Raw genomic sequence first — 21,159 nt, 5'->3', positions numbered from 1 at the left:
AAAAGGGCCGAGCGTGCACCCGGCCCTTTCTGCGTTCCAGCAATGCTTGGGAGGATTACTGAACGTCGACCTGCTGTGGCCGCCATTTGGCCAGGCGGTTCTCGATCACGGTCATGATTGCCTCTGCAACCAGCGTAAAGATCATGACGAGGATGATCGCCGCGAACATGCCAGCGGCATCGAACGTGCCCTTGGCAATCGATATCAGCTGACCAATGCCAAAGCGGGCGCCGACAAATTCGCCAACGATCGCGCCGATAATCGCAAAGCCGAACGAAACATGCAGGCTGGCGAAGATCCAACTCATCGCCGATGGAACGATAACATTGCGGGTTACCTGCCAATTGGAGGCGCCAAGAATACGCGCATTGGCGATCATGTTGCGGTCTGCCTCCCGCACCCCCTGGAAAGCGTTTGCAAAAACCACGAAGAACACCATGATGAAAGCGAGCGCGACTTTGGATGGCAAGCCAAGGCCCATGATCATGATGAAGATCGGTGCAAGCACAACGCGCGGGATCGAGTTGATCGCCTTGATGTAAACGGAAAAGATGTCCGATAGGAAGCGGTTGCGGCCAAGACCGACGCCAACGAATACGCCCGTGATCGAGCCAGCGAAAAAGCCGATCAATGCTTCTTGCATAGTCACCCACAGGTTATACCAAAGTGAACCTTCCGTCGTGCCGTTGAGCGCCCAGTCGTAAAGCCGTTCTGCGATCGCGCTTGGGCTTGCATAGAAAAACGGGTCGATCCAGAGCATTGTGGAGGACAGCTCCCAAAGCCCGAGTGTCGCGACGAGAATAGCGATCTGCCAGAACAAAACCGTCTGCTTGCGGCGCTTGATGGACTTCAACGCCGTCGCTTCAATTTCGGCGTCAGACGTGCCGGGGCGAAAAACGGTGCCGGTTGTCTCCATGGTAACGTTTGCCATTACTAGATCCTCCTATGCGGCTTCGCTCGCGCGGCGATAACTGGTTTCGACCTCCTGTCGCAGATCATCCCAGATGGTCTTGCAGTAGTCGATGAATTGCTGTTCGTACCGGATTTCCGACACGACGCGCGGCCGTGGCAGGTCGATTTTGTAGACCGATTTGACGGTTGCGGGTCCAGCGGTCAGGACATAGACCTTGTCGGCAAGAGCGACAGCTTCCTCAAGGTCGTGCGTGACGAAGACCACTGACGCCTTGCGCTCAGCCCATAGTTTCAGCAATTCCTCGTGCATGACGGTGCGTGTCTGCACGTCCAGTGCGGAAAAGGGTTCATCCATCAGCAGGATTTCCGGCTCGTTGATGAAAGTCTGAGCGAGCGAGACGCGCTTGCGCATGCCGCCGGACAATTGATGAGGATAGTGGTTCATGAACTTCGAAAGGCCGACGCGCGCCAGCCAGCGCTTGGCCGATGCTTCCGCAACGTCGCGCCGCTTGCCACGGAACAAGGGGCCGGCCATTACATTGTCGATCACGTTCTTCCAGGGAAAGAGAGCGTCAGTCTGAAAGGCAAAGCCGACGCGCGGATCGATGCCAGATACAGGCCCGCCCATCAGGCGGACTTCGCCGGCGCTCGGTCGCGCAAGGCCGGTGACAAGATTGAGCGTCGTCGACTTGCCGCAACCCGTCGGTCCGACCACGGCGACGAACTCGCCGCGTTCGACAGTCATGTTGAAATCGCGAAGCGCTGTGAGAGACTTGCCGGTCGGGGAAACGAAGCGGCGACTCACATTGATCAATTCGATCGCTGGATCATGGGTTAAATGCTCTGTCATGAGATATCCTCGCGCATGCCTATAGGCGCATACAGGTGCTTATGTTCAAGGGAACCGGTTCCGGCTTGACCGGACGCGCAGCGAAGGGGCGCTTAGTCGACGTTCTTCACGAATTCCGTCGTATAGGTCTTCGAAAGGTCGATTTGCTTGCCCTTGACGTTTTTGGAGAATTCCGAGAGTACGGCAAGAACGGTCTTCGGGCCGTCTTCCGGCATGACGCCGTCTGGCGTGAACATGCCCTTGCCCGCGCCGAGCGCGGCGATATAGCCGTCCTTGTCACCGACGTAGAAATCCTTCGGCATTTTTTCGGCGATCTCGGCGGCAGAATGCGTATTGATGAATTTCAGGGTCTTTACGAACGCATTGGCAAGCTTCTGAGCGTCCTCCTTATGTGCGTCGACCCAGGCCGTTTCCATGTAAAGAGAGGCAGCTGGATAGGTGCCGCCGAGCGCCTTGCGTGTGGACTCGACGGTGCGCATATCGACGAGAACCGATGCCTCGCCGGTCTTGACCATGCGCGAAATTGTCGGTTCCGTCGTCATACCCGCCTGGATCTGATCCTGCTGCATGGCGGCGATGAAGGTGCCTCCTGCGCCCACGGGAACGGTGACGACATCTCCGGATTGCAACCCAGCCTTCGAGGCCATGTAAAGGGTCAGGAAATTGGTCGAGGAACCAAGCCCCGTCACGCCGAGCGTCTTGCCCTTAAATTCGCTAGGGGCATTGATTTCAGGGTGCTTGCTCGAAACAAGGACAACCTCGCCCGGCGCCTGGCTGAACTGGACGATGGATTCGACGAACTTGCCTTTCGCCTGCAGATCAACGCAGTGATCATAAAAGCCGACAACCCCCTGCACGGCGCCGGCAAGCAGCTGATTTTCTGCATCAACGCCTGCAGCCTCATTCAGAAGTTCGACGTCGAGGCCTTCCTCCTTGAAATAACCAAGCGCCTCGGCGAGCTTTGCCGGCAAATAGATCTGCTTTTCGTAGCCGCCGACCATGATCGTGATCTTGTCAGCAGCATTGGCCGAATTTGCGGTTGCCATGGCGGCGCCGGCAAAGAAGGCGGAAACGACAGCGGAATGAAGAAGTGCGCGTGTACAACGCATAGACTGTATCCTCCTGATAATTTCAGCATCGCCAATAACACACGGGCTCGTGTCTCCTCCACGATGCGACGACCAAGGTATCAGGCCAAGCTTTCAGCCCGCTTTCAGCCAGTGCAGCTAAAACTCAAAATCACGAGCGACTATTAGCACTGGTACGCAGGACGACGGGAGGCTCTTCAAACCAACTCAACCATCATTGCGCGCGGCCTCGACGAGAGGCACCCACGCGGTTCTCGGGCTGGCGCAGACAGTGGAAATCGCTACACCTCAGCCGACGCCAATATCGCGCTGCGCTACACGCTGCTGTCGATTTGCCGGCGTGATCCTCGGCGGCAGCGCGTTCATCGGCGGTCGCATCTCACCAGCAGCGGGCGATGAGGACGTTATGATAGCAAAGATCCTCGCAGACGTTCGAGCAGCGGATCGGGTCCAGGGCGAGAAGGAGCTTCGAGCCCACATGGCGACGCTGATGACCAATGAAGCAGACGCCGACACGCGCCGCCCTTGAATGCCGCTTCGATAGAATGCGAGCAAATTCCTCACGGTCGACTTTCGAGCCGGGTTGTGCCTTTCACCTGCCAGCACATTGGTCAAAGTATCGGGAACGCCAGTTTCCGTATGCGGCCTTCATCGCGCATTGCGACTTGCCGCTGGTCGTTGGATGGATCGCCGGCACACTGCCCAGTCGAACGCTTCGTCGCCGTGACGAATCCGGTGACTACTCATCTGAAGTGTGATGTGCGTCTCCTGCGTTTGTGCCGGTCAGCAGTTCAGCTTTGCTGCATTTCCTCGGTTATCACTTCGAAACGGGAAAGCGTTGCGGGCCCGAACGCTGTCGACAGGGCAACATCTGTCGCGTCGCGACCGGTTGCCATCAGAATTCGCCCGATGCGCGGCGTATTGTGCCGGGCATCCACGGTCTGCCAGTGACCGCCGAGATAGACCTGGAACCAGGCGCTGAAGTCCATAGGATTGGGATCGGCCGGCACGCCGATATCTCCGAGATAGCCTGTACAATATCGCGCCGGGATATTCATGCAACGGCACAGCGCAATGGCAAGATGCGCAAAATCCCGGCAAACGCCGGTCTTGTGGATAAAGCCGCCATATGCCGTTCGAAGTGGATCGGCCTCCAGGTAATTGAAGGTGATGTGATTGTGGACGAAGTCGCAAATGGCCTGCACGCGCGGCCATCCGAGCGGCGTTGACGAGAACCGTGCCCAGGCGAAATCGGCGAGCCTGTCGGTATCGCAGTAGCGGCTGCCGAGCAGGAAGATCAGCACCTCGTTCGGCAAGTCGTTGATCGCATGCTGAACGGCGCTTTCCGGGATGATATCCGGCTGCCCGCTGTCATAAATCTCGAATTCGGTGGAAATCGTCATCAGCCCCGGCGGCGCGACAATGCGGCTGCAGGCATTGCCGAACACATCGGTATAGTTCCAGGCCTCGATTTGCCTGTCGAAGGTCAGTATCTGATCGCTGAGAAGATCGACACGGCGGGAGGGATGAATGTTTAAGACCATAAGCATCGGGGTCGGCTGTATACACTCGTAGCCTATATGAAATCCGGCACGTATTTTCATCCTACATTCCTTATTGGAGAGATCGGCCATGCACGGAACGCAATTGCGAAACGTCGACGGCACTGCGGAGTTCCCGCGAGTTTGCGCTTTCAGTTCATTGGGTCGTAACGTTGACCTGCACCGTCATGCCGTCGAAGTCGGCAAGGCTGCCATCATAGCTGCCGCTCAACGGAACCGCCTGGCGGGGGTCACGTGCGACTGCCACGCGAATAAGGTCGCGATTGCCCACGATGCCGTTCGTCGGATCGAACTCGGTCCAGCCTGCGCCGGGAAGATAAACCTGGCACCACGCATGTGTGGAGCCTCCTCCAAGCGTTGGGCTGCCATCGCGGTCGGCGACGTAGATGTAGCCGGTAACGAAGCGCGCGGCCAGTCCCAGCGAGCGGACCGCCTCCATCATCAGTAATGAAAAATCGCGACAGGATCCTGAACGCAGCGAGAGGGTCTGAACCGGCGTCTGTGTTCCGTGTTCAAGGCGCCGGCGATAGGAAAAGCTCTCGCTGATGGCATAACAGAGTGTCATCAGCAGATGGCCGGTTTCCGTCGGCTGGCCGCAACGGACAAACTGGCGGGCCCAACGTCCGATCTCGTCGCTAGAATCGCGGTAGTGTCGCTGGATTGCCGGCGCGAGATCGCGAACCTCGTCCGCATCGTACGAAAACGGGTAGGTCAAAGCGGCACGATCGATCTGGAAATCGAGTGCGAGTTGAGGCGTGTGATCGAGCGTGATCCGGGTTTCGAAACGCAGCTCGCGGGCCGAAGATGCAATATCGACCAGCGCGACACAGTTGCCGAAAGCGTCATGAATCCATCGCACACGATGCGGCTCGGGGTCGGTCGCCAGGAATGTATCGATAAGCCGTTGATCAAAGCTGTCGCGGGGCCGAAACATCACCCGGTGCTCGCCGAAAGCAACTTCGCGGAAATAGCGATAGGAGGTGACGTGACGAACGGAGAAGATGGTCATGGTCGCGCCTACCCGCAAACCGGGCGTTCTCCCCAGATGTCGCGAGCCGCCTCCGTGCTCTCGGCCAGAAGGGACGGATTGATGACCGCTGCGTATCTGCCTACGTGTTTTACAAGCGCCTCCTCATAAGCTTCGAGAAAGCGCTCTATGTCGAACCGAGTTTCGCTGGCGATATAGACGGGCCAGTAAAGAATATCGCGGTCATCAACAGACGTCAGTTCGGCAAGTCTGTGCGCTTCAATTTCGAACGTTCCGTCCCGCATTTCGGAATGCATTCCGAAATCGTCGACGATCCAGTGATCGTTTTCCATGGGGTCCATCGACCTCCAGCATACTTGGCAACACGGCGGCCTGCACCAGGTTGGTGACCGGCCCGGAAAGCGACAGCGACCAGGTCGTCATGGCGCGCTGGTTCGTCTTGCAGCCATAACCGTGTGTGCGTGTGAATTCTCACCCGAGCGCCGCCGTCGTCCAGCCACCGCGCCAGCCAACCGTCGCCCTCCGATAGAGGTCGCACAATCGGATTTGTTGTTGCGAGATACATTCTAGGCGCTGATTTCCTTGTCGTCGACAGCATAGATTTGCTCACCTCGAAAGCCAGTTTTCGTCAAGATACGATCCAGCATCCTCAGATTTGCGACGTCGAAGAATTGATTAGTTTCGGAAGACATTGAGTCCTCCTTGTTCGATCCAGGAGTTTATTCCTAGGTGACTTTGCCGGTATGACGCCAGCCAATCACTAACCATGCGCTCTTTGCAAGCCCATCGCAACCTCATTCGGGCATCACGGGTTGATAAGACGGCCCAGAGCCTATTTGAAGGTGTAGCAGGAGGCTGGGCCATGGCGTTCAACACTGAACCAGCACTGAGGAAGCCTTCCGCGCTGGCAGTTTCAGAGCGACGGGTACTTATGCTTTCCCTTCGGGATTCACTCGCATACCAGCATACACCCGCTGACGGCAGATGGACATGTGGAGCTTGTGCGGCCGATCCTCGACGTGAACGCCGTCCTGAGAGATTTGACGGACGACATCTGCCAGACGAACGAAATTTACTGAAATCACAGCGGGCGCGGTTCGACTTATCAGAACATCGCAAGCTTTGCTGAAAGACCGGATCATTACGCAAACGATCCATCAAGTCGTAAACGAAGCGACGGTCGTTTCTATTTGGATCGCGACGAATGTCGGAGCGCCTTTCTCAGTTACAAGCCGATACCTTCCTGAAACAGCTTCCTGAAATTGGGACTGTGCGCCCTTGCTCTAGGGCAATCAAAAGTGCGCTGCGGCGAGTCGAACGTTCAAGGGCATGTGAGACAACTCGCATAAATAAACTTGCTTCACTTCATTCGAAGGCGCATCTTTTCGGCCTCGGCAGCAATTATCAGGGCTCTGCTGTTTAGGGTCCCCCACCCTTGCCCCGACCGAAAGGAGGACACCATGTCTTCCGACTTCTATCCTCAAACATAGCCGCAAAATATTGGTCAAGGTCTATCTGGCGGTCATGATAGGCCCGGTCGCTTTTCGCGGCGTGGCGCTGGAATACCGCTCCTGACGCACGGAGACAAATATGCAAAAAATTACATCACCTCATTTCAATGTTGATGATCTGCGCCGCGAGGCAGAGTGTTGTCGTGTATTTGATGAGATCGCCCGGACCATTGTGATTTCAGCAATAAATGCAGGATGGCGGGAGGGGGAGGCAGCGCTGGCGCTGGCGGATGCTGCCGAGCGCTATGTCCTTTATCTGGCCTCGCCCGTTCGGCTGCAGTTCTTACCGGCAAATTCAAACTCGCCCTCGGGCCCAGGCTGAGTATTTCCTTATCGCCGAAGCCTCTGCTGGGAAAAGTAACCCTTTTGCGCCATACGCAGAGGCGGCGATACTGGATCTTTGCAAGTAGAGTCGCCCGCGCCCGAACGTAAGGCGTCCTCCGTAGTGAATTTTGCAAAAGGTAAGTTGGCCCGGCCCGGCGGCGTATTTCTGGCACCCTCCATTGTATTGCTACTGGATCAACGCCACTTATGAATATGGGTCTGTACCCGACGGATAATTCAAAGCATTTCATCTGGATCGCCCATCGGACATCTCCCTGCCGAAGCTGGAGACAATACGATGGATGATCTACCCAAAATTACTGAGATGAATGTAGACGAGCGCATTGCAGTCCTTCAACAACTGTCGTCGTACCTGAGATTTGGGTCGAAAAAATCCGCTGCGGCTGGCGACAGCATCATGGCCCTGAGATTGGACGAAATCGAGCGTATCGTACAGGCGCATTGCAGCCATGTTGCTGGCAATAACGCGATCGACTCGGCCCAGATCGTTCATCGAGCCATATCTGCCCTCGCCGCCTTTCAGTTCAGCAGGCAGCTAGGTTCGAGAAAATAAGCCAACTCAACGCAGCGGCATATCGGACCGTGGAATAGGAGGCAGCATGCCTTACGATCAAAAGAAGTCCGGCCAAACGAACGAAGAGGAAACGCTTGTTCAAAGCGTGCTAGAGGAGGCCGGATACACCGGACAGGTCACACCCACGGACGGTGACCAGCTCAACCCGGCCGCGCAGTTGTTGGTGAAGTTGGTCAGGCAAGGCATCACGGACCGTGGTGTTCTGTCCGGCGAACTTAGAAAGCACTTCGGCTATGTTCCGGTGGAAACGGTGCTGTACAAACCCATCAACAAAAATCGCCAAGCTATTCAGGGTATTCCAATGACCAGAATTCCTGCTGCAAACGAGACTTACGCAGGCTCCGCCTTGCAAGCTGCGGCGGCCCAAGAGACTGTCTCTTCAGAGAATGATCAATTACAAGCCGACTTGGCACTAGCGCGAAAATACCTGAAACATGATGACATCGAAATCGCGGCCCAAGAAGCGCGGATTTCAGGTGCATCGCTTCGAGGCGAACCTACGTCGCTGGCTCTGCAGGAGTTGAACGGATATTTTGCGCGGCAACGCTATCACCGCTTCGAATTGAGATTAATCGAGGCGCGGATCAAAGCTCAATAGAACTCGCTGGTCTCCCGTAGCTTTCCCAGATCGCCAGAATGAGCGACGGCGAAACCGCCCTCGCGGAGTGTCGCCTTACGACATTCCACTGCCATGCTACCAAAGCGATCGAATTGTGCCATTTTACGTCGTAGTCGTTCGAGTGCTTGCCGCCTCTTGACGAGCGCGCTTTGTTTGAGGATCCTACGCCGCAGCTCTTCGCTGCGACCATGCGGTCAGGTCGTCCTCTTCGGCAACTGCATGAACTGCGCCCATCGCCCTCGGTTGGCCGCGACCGCTGGAGCCTAGAGGGCAGTAATTGAGCACCTATTCGATGATAGGCTGTGCACTGCCTTCAAAAGAGGAATCGTGCTATCGTTGATCTGGACAGAGAGGCACTTATCATGATCGCCCGGAGAGACTTCACTTACGCCGAATGGAGCAGCCTCTTGCAGCTTTACAGGCGCGAGCACACTGCCCTTGCGACCGATCAGGGCCGGAGATTCAAGGAGCTCGGCATAACCGAGGAAATGGTTGGCGAAACAGGCCTCAGTGCCGCAGGTAAGCGGCTGGTCGAGCACGAGCTCCTGTTGGAGCGAAGGAACCGGCTTCAGCGATGACGTCATGACTGAGCCCATGCCGTTGGATACCAATTGGGCGGGCCGGCGTCAGCAGAGGGCGTACCGCCAGGAAGCGGGAGCGTGAAGCCGGCGGGCCGCGGTGGCTATTCGCCAACGGGCCAGAGCTTACTTGAAAACGGATTATTTCAACCGGGCAAGATCAATGGTTCTCATGCCCGGCTCGGCAATACGGAACTTTGACACGACAATCGTTCGCGGCGAAGCCGGACGTCTTTTCGTTCCGATCAGATTTCTCCTCCTCTGTGATGGCCTTGGAGCGAATGGTGGTCTGGTCCGGACTGGATCCGCTTCTGTAGGATTGATCCGTGCGGGCAAGGTCGCTACGCCAAATCATTCTGGCTCTCCGTCGTTTTTGGAACTTTCCCAGCCGAACCTGTTGCTCCCCCCTCATTCTCCCAGGATGCAAGTGCGTCCCGATCGGCCCGTTTCTGGCGCGATCGCGATTCGGGGTAGTCATTCAACGACATAGTGCCTGCCTTGATGCGGCGAATGACCATCATTTCCTCGTCGTGATCTGGCCCCTCTGCAGCTTGCATCTCGGATGTGGCATAATCGGCGCGCTTGAGAACGCGCCGAAGTGTCGAGCGATTGCTGCTTATGGTGCGCGCCACACCAAGCGGGGGGATCGTCACCATAACCAGCCCTCCAGGATCGCATATAGAACGACGGCGAAGCTTAGCACGACCAAGGTTCTGATCGCGGTGTCGTAGCCGTAGTCACGAAGATGAGTGAAAATGGAAGACATCACGTCCTCCTTTGATTGGGGCGAAGGGCAAAACCCTTTTTGCGGCAGCGCCCGCTTCAAATGCTGCCGATACGACACCATGCGCCCGCAATGGGCTTTAAACAAGGCCCTCGCGCGCCACACGGATCTTAAAGTCGCCCACTGCGGCAGGTACGCGCACCATTGCTCAAGCCGCGCAGCTAGAACGCGCACATCAGCGGCTTAGGAACCAGGCATCTCAAGGGCGAACGGCGCTTGCTTCTATTGCACGCGCCATCAGCTTGTCGATATGGCCTCGAAGCTCCTTCTCGTCCAAAACCTTACCTCCAGATCTGAGATCCGCGAGGATTTTTGCTACCACGCCCTCGTCTCCCGCTGCTGGCGACTATTGGAAACTGGGGCTGCCGCTCTCGTTCATTGTGGTCTTGCTGGGCGTGCCTCTGATCCTATTGTTTTGGCCGCCCGTTTAGCGCGCAAGCGTCGTTTCAATTCCGATTTCAGGTTCGACCGTGGCGTCGTCCTAAAGTCTGCCGGTAAGGACCAGAAGGAACAGAACGATCGCCACGACCTGAGACGCCAGCCGCCGTGTCCGTAGCCATAACCATAGCCGAGGACGGTGGAATGATCACGCCGCGCTTTGAACAGGGTGTAGTTTGAGGAGTTGGCGAACGCCTTCCTCTTCCGGCGTGAAGTCCTCCGTCGAGATCGCTCCGAACGCCGCGGCCAATTTCGCCGCTTTTTCTGCGGCATGCGGCAGCGCGTCCGGCCCCTGCAGCCGGAAGGAGATTGGCGAGAGCGGCCCAAACAGCAGCGCCCGCTCGAGGTCCGGCCAGATCGTCAGGTCCGGTTCCACCCCGGCGTTGCGAGCAAAGGTGAGTGCCGCGACATGCATGGGAAGGCTGAGCGGCCCCGACCGTATCGCTTGGCTGCGTTCGACACCGGCGATCATCGCCGCCCGGCTTGGAAGCGGCTGCACACCGCCGAAGCAGTGAGAAATCCAGCGCGCCTGCAGCTCCAATACGGGCAAGACCGGACCGACCAGATCGAACAGGCCGAGGAAGGCCAGTCCCGGCAGGTCCGGATGGAAGGTGTGGTCGTGGAGATCGGCGCCGTAGCCATCGAGCCGGATCGTGCGAGCGATGTCTTGCGAAAGCCACGGTAACGATAACCCATAGCCGGTGCCGAGGAGGATTGCGTCGACATTCGCGCTGGTCCCGTCGCGGAACCAGACAGTGGAACCATCCACGCGTTCGATCCATGGCCTTACGTCGATACGGCCTTCGGCAACTGCCGGCAGGAAACCCTGCGATTGGGAAATACCCGCTGCAAAAGCGTTGCCGATGGGTTTGCGGGCACCGAATTGGTCGGGCGAACCGGCAACCTTCAGCACTTTAGCCGTCAGTCCTTCGGCCACAATATCCGGCGGCAACACACCCTCGACAAGCGCCGCCGCGCGATTGAACATCACATGGTCCGTCGGCACACCGGCGATCAGCTTCGGCAGGATGTAGCGCTGGCGGCGGTGGGTTGAAATCACCTGCGCCGCGCCGCGCGCGATGTCGGAGGCAATTTCCAGCGCACTGATCGAGCAGCCGGCGACGAGAACTTTACGGCCCCGATAGCGCTCCGGCCCGTTGTACTGCGCCGTATGGGCAGCCCCGAGCGAGCCCGCAAAGCCTGCCAGGCCGGGAATCTCCGGCACGTCGGGCCGATTCTGCCGGCCGGTCGCAACGATGACACGCGAGAAGGTTTCCGCCCGGTGCCCACTGTCCGATGTCGAAAGAATCAGCCAGCCGTCCGGGGCGCGCTCCAACCGCTCGACCTGGGTCTTCAACCTCAGATGCGGCAGGAGGCCGAATGCGAAGGCATACCGCTCGAGATAGTCGAGCATCTCCTCCTGCGTCGGATACGTGGCGACACCCGCAGTGTGATCAAGGTCGGAAAAGGCGGTCATGACGCGGCTGGTGTTGGTGCGCATGCCTGGCCACGTGGCGCTGGTGGCGGATGCCGAATTCCATTGGCCACCGAGACGAAATGAGCCTTCGAAGATCACTGGCTCCAGCCCACGGCCGATAAGCCAGCGGGCGGCGACAAGTCCCGCGGGGCCGGCGCCTATCACGGCAACCTTGTTTTCAGGCAGTTTTGTATGAGTTTGAGGCGACATCGGCGTGCTCCTTGTTTGATGAAGAGCGCTCTAGCGATATTTGCCGAACTCGTTTCCTAAAAGCTCGCTAAGTTGAGCCAGCGGAATCCTAAAACCTCCCTAAGTGCGCTATGGAATGCGCAAGATGCCGAAACGAGGTGGCGATTGGACAAAAATCTTGCGGCTTTCATCGAAAGCCCGGTGATGCAGATCATCGGCACGAGCGGCCTTTCCCTGAAACCGGAGATCGGTCGGGGCGCCGGTGCCTGGTGCGACGACCTGAAGATCGTCCATGTCGTCGTGTCCGCCTGGCAATGGCCGCAGACCATCGCCAATCTTCGCGACAATGCCCAAGTCGCCGTCACCTTCGCGCGGCCGACCGACTACGTCTCCTACCAAATCAAGGGCATGGCGACCGTGCGCGAGGCGGTGGCTGCCGAGATCGAGCGTTCGTCGCGGTACATGGTCGCGATCGTCTCGACCTTGATGCGGCTCGGCCTGATGCCCGAGATGATTACGCCCTGGCTGACGAAGCGGGAGGCAATGTTGGTGAGCATCGAGCCCTCGTCGATTTTCGTGCAGACGCCAGGCCCCACCGCGGGCACGCGCATCTGGAACTCCGCACAATGACGCTGGAGCTCACCGACCTGGAAGCCTGTTTCGAAGGCGTCGTCCCCTCGATCATTTCGACGGCGGATGCGGACGGCATTCCGAACATCTCCTATCTTTCGCATGTGGTGATGGTCGACGACCGCCATGTGGCGCTCTCCAACCAGTTCTTTGCTAAGACGGCGGCGAATATCCGGCTCAACCCGCAAGCGACCCTGCTTCTGGTAGACGGAAGGAACGGCTTGCAGTTCCGCCTGGCGCTGGTCTTCGCCTACGCGCTGGAAGAGGGGCCGCTCTTCGAGCATACCTCGTTGCAGCTTGACGCGAGCAGCGCCCAGGTCGGCATGACTGGGATCATGAAACTGCGCAATCTCGATGTTTTCCGCGTAACGAAGATCGAACCGATCCGCTCCCCGGTGGAGACGACGGAATCATTGGCACCGAAACGCAACCGGCTCGCCGGCGTCGCCAGGATCGTCGAGGCGATCGCCGCGGAGACCGAGGCGGACCGCATTGTCGATGTCATGCTTGAGAGCATACGGACGGAATTCTGTTTCGAACACGCGCTGCTCCTGCAGTTTTATGAAGAGCGCAACCAGCTCGTCACCATTGGCAGCCTTGGCTTTCAACCGTCAGGCATCGGCTCGGATGTGCCGCTCGGCGAGGGCGTGATCGGCGCGGCTGCCGCAAGCGGGCGGCTGGTGAAGGTGAGCGACATGAGCCGCGTCCGCCGCTTCGGGGCGGCCATACGCGATTCCGCTCTCAGCGAGAACCGCACCCGCTCGATCCCGCTCCCAGGCATGCCGGATGCGATGAGCCAGATCGCCGTGCCGCTTGTCGCCGGAGGCACGGTTCGCGGCGTTCTCTTTCTCGAAAGCCGGGAACGGCGGGCTTTCACCGCCGAGGACGAGGTCGCGCTTTCCATCGTCGCCAGACAAGCGGCGGTGGCTCTGGCGCTGGGCGAAAAGCTCTCACTGGAGACCGGCTCTCACCGGGTCGCTCCGGCCGAACACTCGGCTTCGGAACAGATGATTCGGGTCGTTCATCACAGCTTTGACGACAGCGTTTTCGTCGACGGCGACTATGTTATCAAGGGAATCGCGGGCCGGCTTCTTGTCTCCATGCTCGAACAGCATCTGGCAAACGGCACGCTCGAATTCACCAACCGCGAGATCCGGCTCGATGCGGCACTGAAGCTGCCGGAGTTCAAGGACAACCTGGAAACGCGGCTGCTTCTTCTGCGTCGCCGGTTGGACGAAAAGCAGCTTCCGATACGGCTGGTTCGCCTCGGCCGCGGCCGGATAGGCATCCGCATAGAGGGCCGGTTGCGGCTCCGCAAGGATATGGCATAAAAGGACGTGAAAACCGGACGATCCTACGCTCAACGGGCGAAGACTCCATAAGCAACTGCAAGAGTTTGCAGATAGAATGTTAATGTGCTGCCCTACCGAAATCGCTGGTCTTGGCCTCGGGCCGTTCGCGACATCCTTCACGTTTGCGTTGCGCTGTAACCCTTGCCAGACCGGAAACACGCTTACTCGACGGCGAACGTTGTATTGGTGGCGCGAGAAGAACGACTTCGCCGTCCGGCGCGCCACCATGCTGAGGCCACGAGTACCAGCTGGCACTCCGCAGGGTCGATCAGGCTGCCTTGACGGGTAGGCTCTCGGCCCTGTATGCGATGAGGTCTTCGATCGTAATCAGATGAAGACCGTGCCGTTCGGCAAACGCTTCAAGCTCTGGCAATCGAGCCATTGTTCCGTCGTCGTTGGCAACCTCGCAAATCACACCTGATGGAAACAGCCCCGCAAGCCTTGCAAGGTCAACGGCCGCTTCCGTGTGCCCAGGGCGGGAAAGTACGCCATGCGGATGGGCTCTAAGCGGGAAGATATGCCCCGGCCGTGCAAAATCCTCTGGACGTGAGCCGTCCGTGACAAGAGCTCGCACGGTTGCAGCGCGATCGGCAGCGGATATGCCTGTCGTCGTTTCAGGGATGTAGTCCACCGAGACGGTGAATGCAGTCTTGAGAACTTCGGTATTGCGCGGCACCATCAATGGAATGTCGAGTTCATCGAGCCTCTCGCCTTCCATCGCGACGCAGATAAGGCCGCGGGCGTAGTTCATCATGAACGCGATCGATTCCGGCGTAACTGCTTGCGAAGCGATCACCAAATCGCCTTCATTTTCCCGGTCGCGATCATCGACGACGACCACGATCTCGCCACGCGCAATTGCGGCCACCGCCTCGTCGATCTTGGAAATTGCCATCTTTTTGCCTTTCAAGGGTTAGCCGCTTTTAGCGGCGTGCATGGCCTGTTAGAGCCACCGTTTTTCCCTTGGGCGAACAAGCATAGGAAACGCCGCTCATCACGCGGTTCCGCTGCGTTGCTCTCTTCCATCCGGACTATGACCGTCGGCTCCGGCATCTCACCGGATCTGCTGACCCTTCGTTTTAGCGAAGGCGCTCGCGGGCTCCGAGTTGCCTCGATACCGCCGGTGGGGATTTTCACCCCGCCCTGAGAACGTCTTTAACATAAGCAATCGGTGCCTGGTTCTGCAAGAGGCTTCCAGCAGTTCAACCATCGGGAACCCGGTTCTCCTGGTGAACGCACCGCTCCCCATTGTCGAATGAAGTTACGACATGATCAAACCGCCATCGACATTGATGGTTTGGCCGGTGATGTAGGCGGCATCGTCGCTGGCAAGGAAGGTGACCAGACCGGCGACGTCCTCGCCAGATCCGGCCCGCTTCATCGGAATACCTTCGACCCACTCCTTCATCAGCTCCCCAGGGCCATAGTTGCCCAGGAGCTTGCCCCACGCCTGGTCGTTATAGGCCCACATGTCAGTCTCGATGATGCCAGGGCAGAACGCGTTGACGGTGATACTTTCGGTCGCGACTTCCTTTGCGAGGCTCTGGGTAATGCCGACGACGCCCATCTTCGATGCGGCGTAGTGTGGCGTATAAATGAAGCCGTCGCGCGCTTGGCCGGAGGCGGTGTTGATGATGCGGCCGCCGCGTCCATGCTTACGCATGCGCAGAATTGCTTCTTGCGCGCACAAGAATACGCCCTTGGTGTTGACCGCCATGACTTTGTCCCACTCGCCTTCCGTCATGTCCTCGATGCGGGCGATGGTGATGACCCCGGCGTTCTGGATCGACACGTCGACGGTACCGAAAGCCTTCTCCGCCGCGTCATAGAGTGCCTTGACGCTCGTCTTGTCAGTGACGTCTCCAACGAAGGAAATGGCATTGCCGCCATCCACCTTGATCTGCTCGGAGACTGCATGGACCGTCTCTTCATTGGCGGAGACCACTAGATTGGCCCCTTCCCTTGCGAAGCGCTTGGCGATCCCAGCGCCGATGCCGCGACTGCCTCCGGTGATGACGACGGTCTTGTTTTCGAAGCGTTTCATAGTTTCTTCCTTTCGCGGTGCCTGACGATATCGGGCGGCCGCAAAGCAACCCAAGTGCGTCATGCCCCTTTTCAAGCGGCTGCAGAAATGATCCCGGCAAACTCTAGAGCCTTCAGCGATGCGCCTCCGACCAAGGCTCCATCCACATTTGTCGCCCCGAAGATGTCGGCGGCATTCGAGGCCTTCACGGAGCCACCGTAGAGAATCCTGACCCTGCGCCCCTCTTCGCCAAGCCGCTCTTCGAGCATTTGTCTTATCGAAGAATGGATCTCCTCGATCTGATCTATGGTCGGGACCAGGCCAGTTCCGATAGCCCAGACCGGTTCGTATGCGATGGCCACGTTCGAACTGGTGGCACCCGCTGGAATTGAACCGCGTAGCTGTCCACCGACGACTTCGATCGCCTTGCCGTCATCGCGTTCACTGCGGGTCTCGCCCACACAAATGATTGCGGTCAGTCCGGCCTCATGAGCGGCGGCGACCTTGGTCGAAACGACGGCATCACTCTCGTAATGGAATACGCGACGTTCGGAATGACCGAGAATGACGAAGCGCGCACCCGCATCGACGAGCATTTCCGCTGAAACGTCTCCGGTGTAGGCGCCTGATATCTGCGGATGGCAGTCCTGGGCGCCAATAATGACGACAGAACCCTTTGCGCGTTCGGCGGCCTTTTCTATCAGCGTGAAGGGCGGGCAGACGACGATATCGCACGTCGCCTCGCCCGTTAGCCCCTTCAGCGCCTCGATCTCAGCCAGGGAGGAAGCGAGACCGTTCATTTTCCAGTTGCCGGCAATCAGCTTTCTCATCGCATCACCAGCAGCAGAAACCGCCGTCGACAAGCAGATCAACGCCCGTCACAAAGCTTGCCGCATTCGACAGCAGGAACACGGCCGGACCGACCATTTCGTCGACCGTTGCCATGCGCTGCATTGGCGTCTGCTCTTCGAAGAGCTTGGTCTGATGGATCATCTCCGGACGCGTGTTCATCGGCGTCGCGGTGTATCCGGGCGAGATAGTGTTGACGCGGATGCCGCGGTCGACCCATTCCATCGCCAAGGATTTCGACATGTGGATCACGCCGGCCTTGGAGGCGTTGTAATGGGCCTGGCTCAGTCCCCGATTGACGATCACGCCGGACATGGAAGCGATGTTGACGATGGCGCCGCGCCCGTTTTTCAACATAGCGCGAGCCTCGGCCTGGCAGGAAAGGAAGACCCCTTTCAGGTTGATGTCCATCAACGCCTGATACTGGTCCTCCTCCATCTCCTCTGCGGGGTTGGCGTTGGCAACGCCCGCGGCGTTAACGGCAAGTGTCAGTGCGCCTAGCTCAGCCTCTGTGCGAGCCACCGCGTCTCCCAGGGAAGACTTGCTGGTGACGTCGGCTGCGATCTTAAGAAAACGACGGCCGGCGGCCTGGATGTGCTTGGCGGTTGTGGCCAATCCGTCGTCGGTGCGACGGTCGAGCAGTGCGACGTCGGCGCCGCACTGTGCTAGGCCGATGGCAATGCGCTGCCCAATCCCGCTCCCAGCACCGGTCACGATGGCAACCTGGCCGCTGAGATCGAAAAGCTTCGGGGCGTTGAGAGTGATGTCGGACACCGCTCTTCCTTTCTCTGTCTGTTTAGATCGTAGCTAGCTCCATGACAGAGACGTCGTTTGCCTCGTCACGATTGAGAATTCCTGCCTGCTTGCCCTGGGCAAGAACGAGAATGCGATTTGAGACGCCGAGAACTTCCTCGAGGTCGGAGCTTACGACGATGACCGCAACGCCCTGCTTGGCGAGGTTGACGATGATGTCGTAGATGCCGGCGCGGGCGCCAACGTCGATGCCGCGGGTGGGTTCGTCGAGCACAACCACCTTGGGATCGCGCATCAGCCACTTGGCGATCACGACCTTCTGCTGGTTGCCGCCGGACAAATCGGAGGCATACTGCTCCGCACGACCCTTGACGCCGAACTTGGCCACCGCCTTTTGCGCGAACGAGCGCTTGACGCGCGGTGTGATCCAACGCCCGCCCAGCTTGTCGAGGTTGGCATAGATGATGTTTTCCCCGATACGGTGCCCGACGACCAAGCCCTGCTCCTTGCGGTCTTCGGGAACCATGACGATGCCCTTGGCGATCGCGTCGGCAGGATCGCGCAGTCGAAGCTCCTCGCCTTCCAGCTTGATCGAACCCGCGCCGATCGGATCGGCACCCGAAATCGCGCGGACAAGCTCTGTGCGACCGGCACCGACCAGTCCGGCAATTCCGAGGATCTCGCCTGCCTTGACGTCGAAGGTGACGTCACGGAACGAGTTGTCCAAAGAGCTGAGACCGGACACCTGAAGTACCGGGCGATCCGTTGGATCGGGCAGTGTCGGAAACATGCGGTCGAGCGAGCGCCCGACCATGCTCTCGACGATCGTGCGCACGGGCGTCGAGCTGTCAGCGAATTCCTGCACACGCTCGCCGTCGCGAAGCACGACGATCCGATCGGTGATCTGCTTGATCTCTTCCATGCGGTGAGAGATGTAGATGATGCCGACCCCTTCGGAACGAAGCTTCCGGACCTGTTCGAAAAGTGCTTCGGTCTCCGCGCCACCGAGGGCCGCGGTCGGCTCATCGAGGATGAGGAGCTTGGCGTTCAAAGCCAGCGCCTTCGCGATCTCGATGAGCTGCTGATTTGCGGTCGAAAGGCCGGCCACCTTCCGCATCGCTGGTATGTGCAGGTTCAGTCGGGCGAGCTGCTCCTGGGCGCGACGAACCATCTGCTGACGGTCGACCACGCCGTTCTTCATAGGCCAGCGAGCGATGAAGACGTTCTCCGCGATGGAGAGCTGCGGCAGGAGCTGCAGCTCCTGATGGATCAGGACGACGCCCTTGTCGATCGCCTCTCTTGGGGTGGCTGGGGCATAAGGCTGCCCCAGCCATGTCATGGAACCTTCGGATGGCGTACGTGACCCGGCGATAATGCCGGAAAGCGTCGACTTGCCCGCTCCGTTTTCACCGAGAAGTGCGACCACTTCGCCCGGATGGACGTCCAAGCTGATATTCTTCAGAACCTGGAGCGGTCCATACCGCTTCGATATGCCCCTCAGCGAAAGAACCGGATCAGTCACGGCACACCTCCTCAAGACCTCGACTTCATTACGGATGGTTGGCGATGAAGCCTGCGACGTTTTCCTTGGTCGTCAGCGTGGCGTCCAGGAGCTGGACCGGCGGCACCTTCTTGCCGGCGACAAGCTTGGCGGCGTTTTCGACCGCGTCGCGACCCATCTTCTGCGTCTGCTGCGTTGCAGTCACGTCGAAGACACCCTTGCTGAGGGCTTCGAGGGCAGCGGTATCACCGTCAAAGCCGCCAACCACGATCTTCTGAGCAGGATTGGCAACCTTGATCGCCTGTGCAGCACCAAGTGCGAGTGCGTCTGCCTGGGCAAAGACGATCGACACGTCCGGATTTGCCTGGAGCATGTTCTGCATGATCTGGAATCCTTCATCCTGGCTCCAGATGTTCGAGTACTGCTCGGCCACGACCTTGACGTCCGGGTTTGCCTTGAGAGATTGAGCGCAGCCCTTGGAACGGTCAACTTCGGGCGTCGTACCCTTCTGGCCATGGATGATGACCATTTTGCCCTTGCCGCCGGCCTGCTTCAGAATGAAGTCGCACACGGACTTTGCGGATGCGACGGAGTCCGTCGCAAGGAAGGTGTCGCCTGGTGCGCCGTCGGCATTGCGGTCGACGTTCACCACCGGAATGCCGGCGCTCTTGGCAAGTTTGACCGGAACGGTCGCAGCCGCCGCACCTGCCGGAATGTAGATCAGCGCGTCGATGTTCTGGGTCAGAAGGTCCTGGATCTGGTTGACCTGTGTCGGTCCGTCACCTTTTGCGTCGACGGTGACAACTTCGATGCCATGCTTTTTAGCTTCAGCCTCGACCGACTGCTTGATCTGGTTGAAGAAGTTTGCCTGGAGATTGGCAACGGCCAGGCCGAGCTTCTTCAGCTCCGCTGCGTGTACGGGTCCGAGCGTGAGACCGAGCAGTGCGGCAGACGCGAGCATGGTGCGCGCAATTTTCATTGTATTTCCTCCGTTGTTTGATGGAACCCTCGGGTATTTCCTCCCCCTCGGGGTATTGATCCGCTCCAGGACTTGGGGCGGAATTCCACGAGCCCGCCGACGCGGCGGACCCACTCGTCAGGCGCGATGTCGACGAATAGTCTCCGCGCCAACCGCAAGTACGATGACGATCCCGATAATCACTTGCTGAAGGAACGGCGAAACATTGAGTAGGTTGAGGCCGTTGCGAAGGACGCCGATGATAAGGACGCCGATCAGCGTTCCTCCGATCCCTCCGGCGCCGCCGGAAAGCGACGTCCCACCGATGACGACCGCAGCAATGGTGTCCAGCTCATAGCCCAGGCCACTGGAAGGCTGGACAGAGTCCAGGCGGGCGGCGAGTACGATGCCGGCCAGTCCGGCAAGGACCGCACTCACGACATAGACACCGATCGTCACGAGCTGGACGTTGATACCGGCCAAGCGAGCGACTTCCGGGTTTCCGCCGACAGCGTAAAGCATGCGGCCTTCGGACCGGAAGCGCAGGAAGAGCCCGGCTGCAAGCACGACGGCAAGCATGAGAAATACGGTGGCAGTCAGCACCCCGAAATGGCGATCGATCGCGAGCATCATGAACCAGTCGGGGAATCCAACAATCTGCTGGCCATCCGTGATCATGTTTGCGACGCCGCGAGCTGCGGACATCATGGCCAAAGTGGCGATGAACGCCGGCACTCGGAATTGCGTCACCAGGAGTCCAACAATCAAACCGGAGACGGCGGATGCGACCAGCCCGAAGGCGATCCCGACAGGCAGCGGAAGTCCGGCAACGTTAGCGGTCCAGCCCATGACCATCATAGCAAGGGCAAGCACCGAACCAACCGAGAGGTCGATGCCGCCGATCAGGATGACGAAGGTCATTCCGACCGCCATGATGCCAAGGACGGTGATCTGATCGAGGATGTTGAGGCCGTTTCGAACGGACAGAAACGCGTCGGTGCTGAAGCTCAGAAAGACGCAAAGCGCGAGCAGCCCCACGAGTGGGCCGGTAGCGCCCCTGAGCTTGGTAAGCCAGGTGCCGGACGAGAGCCTCTGTTCATTGATGTCGAGCGCCACCATCGTTCCTCCCTAGATCTCGTCGGTCGTCAATATTTGTTCAATGCAGAATATTTATTCAC

23 protein-coding genes and 1 riboswitch are annotated in these 21,159 nt (G+C 58.8%); of the genes, 7 read left to right on the top strand and 16 right to left on the bottom strand.

What is annotated here, in order from left to right; all coding sequences use genetic code 11:
* Positions 1-55: 55 nt before the first annotated feature.
* The 3 genes from PMI09_RS00590 to PMI09_RS00580 form a co-directional block, all read right to left on the bottom strand.
* Positions 56-931 carry an ABC transporter permease gene (locus PMI09_RS00590; protein ID WP_007787814.1) on the bottom strand — a complete coding sequence of 292 codons (876 nt, stop codon included), beginning with the start codon at positions 929-931 and terminating at the stop codon, positions 56-58.
* Between the two features lie 12 nt (positions 932-943).
* On the bottom strand, positions 944-1,762 hold the full coding sequence (locus PMI09_RS00585; RefSeq protein ID WP_007787813.1) for an ABC transporter ATP-binding protein: 819 nt from the start codon (positions 1,760-1,762) through the stop codon (positions 944-946).
* Positions 1,763-1,854: 92 nt separating this feature from the next.
* Entirely contained in the window at positions 1,855-2,871 is a 1,017-nt protein-coding gene (locus tag PMI09_RS00580) for an ABC transporter substrate-binding protein (RefSeq protein ID WP_007787812.1), read from the bottom strand.
* Positions 2,872-3,256: 385 nt separating this feature from the next.
* Between PMI09_RS00580 and PMI09_RS32475 the strand changes: the two genes are divergently transcribed.
* Positions 3,257-3,379: a hypothetical protein gene (locus PMI09_RS32475; protein WP_274533068.1), complete on the top strand. Its 123-nt coding sequence runs from the start codon at positions 3,257-3,259 to the stop codon at positions 3,377-3,379.
* 262 nt (positions 3,380-3,641) lie between these two features.
* Here PMI09_RS32475 and PMI09_RS00570 read toward each other — a convergent pair whose 3' ends face one another.
* The 4 genes from PMI09_RS00570 to PMI09_RS32470 all read right to left on the bottom strand — a co-directional run bounded on the left by PMI09_RS00570 (position 3,642) and on the right by PMI09_RS32470 (position 6,092).
* Complete coding sequence (locus tag PMI09_RS00570; RefSeq protein ID WP_007787811.1) at positions 3,642-4,454, bottom strand: transglutaminase-like domain-containing protein; 813 nt, start codon at positions 4,452-4,454, stop codon at positions 3,642-3,644.
* A 94-nt stretch (positions 4,455-4,548) separates the two neighbouring features.
* Entirely contained in the window at positions 4,549-5,421 is an 873-nt protein-coding gene (locus tag PMI09_RS00565; RefSeq protein WP_007787810.1) for a transglutaminase family protein, read from the bottom strand.
* Between the two features lie 8 nt (positions 5,422-5,429).
* Positions 5,430-5,732, bottom strand: coding sequence for a hypothetical protein (locus PMI09_RS00560; RefSeq protein WP_007787809.1), 303 nt, complete (start codon positions 5,730-5,732; stop codon positions 5,430-5,432).
* Between the two features lie 234 nt (positions 5,733-5,966).
* A complete protein-coding gene (locus PMI09_RS32470; RefSeq protein ID WP_007787808.1) occupies positions 5,967-6,092 on the bottom strand; it encodes a hypothetical protein in 126 nt (41 codons plus the stop codon).
* An 898-nt stretch (positions 6,093-6,990) separates the two neighbouring features.
* On the opposite strand from PMI09_RS32470, the gene PMI09_RS29845 reads away from it, so the two are divergent.
* From PMI09_RS29845 to PMI09_RS00540, 4 genes are all read left to right on the top strand, one after another.
* On the top strand, positions 6,991-7,233 hold the full coding sequence (locus PMI09_RS29845) for a hypothetical protein (RefSeq protein ID WP_007787806.1): 243 nt from the start codon (positions 6,991-6,993) through the stop codon (positions 7,231-7,233).
* A 300-nt stretch (positions 7,234-7,533) separates the two neighbouring features.
* Entirely contained in the window at positions 7,534-7,809 is a 276-nt protein-coding gene (locus tag PMI09_RS00550) for a hypothetical protein (protein ID WP_007787804.1), read from the top strand.
* Between the two features lie 46 nt (positions 7,810-7,855).
* Positions 7,856-8,428 carry a hypothetical protein gene (locus tag PMI09_RS00545; RefSeq protein WP_007787803.1) on the top strand — a complete coding sequence of 191 codons (573 nt, stop codon included), beginning with the start codon at positions 7,856-7,858 and terminating at the stop codon, positions 8,426-8,428.
* A gap of 383 nt (positions 8,429-8,811) precedes the next feature.
* On the top strand, positions 8,812-9,027 hold the full coding sequence (locus PMI09_RS00540; RefSeq protein WP_007787802.1) for a hypothetical protein: 216 nt from the start codon (positions 8,812-8,814) through the stop codon (positions 9,025-9,027).
* A 341-nt stretch (positions 9,028-9,368) separates the two neighbouring features.
* Here PMI09_RS00540 and PMI09_RS00530 read toward each other — a convergent pair whose 3' ends face one another.
* A complete protein-coding gene (locus tag PMI09_RS00530; RefSeq protein WP_007787800.1) occupies positions 9,369-9,683 on the bottom strand; it encodes a hypothetical protein in 315 nt (104 codons plus the stop codon).
* Between the two features lie 714 nt (positions 9,684-10,397).
* Positions 10,398-11,936 carry a flavin-containing monooxygenase gene (locus tag PMI09_RS00525; protein ID WP_007787798.1) on the bottom strand — a complete coding sequence of 513 codons (1,539 nt, stop codon included), beginning with the start codon at positions 11,934-11,936 and terminating at the stop codon, positions 10,398-10,400.
* A 144-nt stretch (positions 11,937-12,080) separates the two neighbouring features.
* Between PMI09_RS00525 and PMI09_RS00520 the strand changes: the two genes are divergently transcribed.
* Both PMI09_RS00520 and PMI09_RS00515 read left to right on the top strand, forming a co-directional pair.
* Positions 12,081-12,545, top strand: coding sequence for a hypothetical protein (locus PMI09_RS00520; protein WP_007787797.1), 465 nt, complete (start codon positions 12,081-12,083; stop codon positions 12,543-12,545).
* Positions 12,542-13,876 carry a GAF domain-containing protein gene (locus PMI09_RS00515; protein WP_007787796.1) on the top strand — a complete coding sequence of 445 codons (1,335 nt, stop codon included), beginning with the start codon at positions 12,542-12,544 and terminating at the stop codon, positions 13,874-13,876. Before PMI09_RS00520 ends, PMI09_RS00515 begins: the two co-directional genes overlap by 4 nt.
* 289 nt (positions 13,877-14,165) lie before the next feature.
* Here PMI09_RS00515 and ribB read toward each other — a convergent pair whose 3' ends face one another.
* The 7 genes from ribB to PMI09_RS00480 form a co-directional block, all read right to left on the bottom strand.
* Positions 14,166-14,792 (bottom strand): 3,4-dihydroxy-2-butanone-4-phosphate synthase, encoded by a 627-nt coding sequence (ribB, locus tag PMI09_RS00510; RefSeq protein ID WP_007787795.1) that lies wholly within the window; start codon positions 14,790-14,792, stop codon positions 14,166-14,168.
* A gap of 115 nt (positions 14,793-14,907) precedes the next feature.
* Positions 14,908-15,052: riboswitch (FMN riboswitch) on the bottom strand.
* Positions 15,053-15,158: 106 nt separating this feature from the next.
* Positions 15,159-15,941, bottom strand: a complete 783-nt coding sequence (locus PMI09_RS00505) for a glucose 1-dehydrogenase (protein ID WP_007787794.1) — start codon at positions 15,939-15,941, stop codon at positions 15,159-15,161.
* A gap of 71 nt (positions 15,942-16,012) precedes the next feature.
* Entirely contained in the window at positions 16,013-16,750 is a 738-nt protein-coding gene (gene tpiA, locus PMI09_RS00500) for a triose-phosphate isomerase (protein ID WP_007787793.1), read from the bottom strand.
* A gap of 4 nt (positions 16,751-16,754) precedes the next feature.
* Entirely contained in the window at positions 16,755-17,543 is a 789-nt protein-coding gene (locus tag PMI09_RS00495; protein ID WP_007787792.1) for an SDR family oxidoreductase, read from the bottom strand.
* Between the two features lie 22 nt (positions 17,544-17,565).
* Positions 17,566-19,044 carry a sugar ABC transporter ATP-binding protein gene (locus PMI09_RS00490; protein WP_007787791.1) on the bottom strand — a complete coding sequence of 493 codons (1,479 nt, stop codon included), beginning with the start codon at positions 19,042-19,044 and terminating at the stop codon, positions 17,566-17,568.
* A gap of 28 nt (positions 19,045-19,072) precedes the next feature.
* On the bottom strand, positions 19,073-20,002 hold the full coding sequence (locus PMI09_RS00485; protein ID WP_007787790.1) for a sugar ABC transporter substrate-binding protein: 930 nt from the start codon (positions 20,000-20,002) through the stop codon (positions 19,073-19,075).
* Between the two features lie 117 nt (positions 20,003-20,119).
* On the bottom strand, positions 20,120-21,100 hold the full coding sequence (locus tag PMI09_RS00480) for an ABC transporter permease (protein ID WP_007787789.1): 981 nt from the start codon (positions 21,098-21,100) through the stop codon (positions 20,120-20,122).
* Positions 21,101-21,159: the final 59 nt, after the last annotated feature.

The organism is Rhizobium sp. CF122 (assembly GCF_000282035.1).
In the GTDB taxonomy this organism is placed as follows: domain Bacteria; phylum Pseudomonadota; class Alphaproteobacteria; order Rhizobiales; family Rhizobiaceae; genus Rhizobium.
Note: the sequence above shows the minus strand (reverse complement) of the source record. Positions and strands in the feature narration are given on the sequence as shown.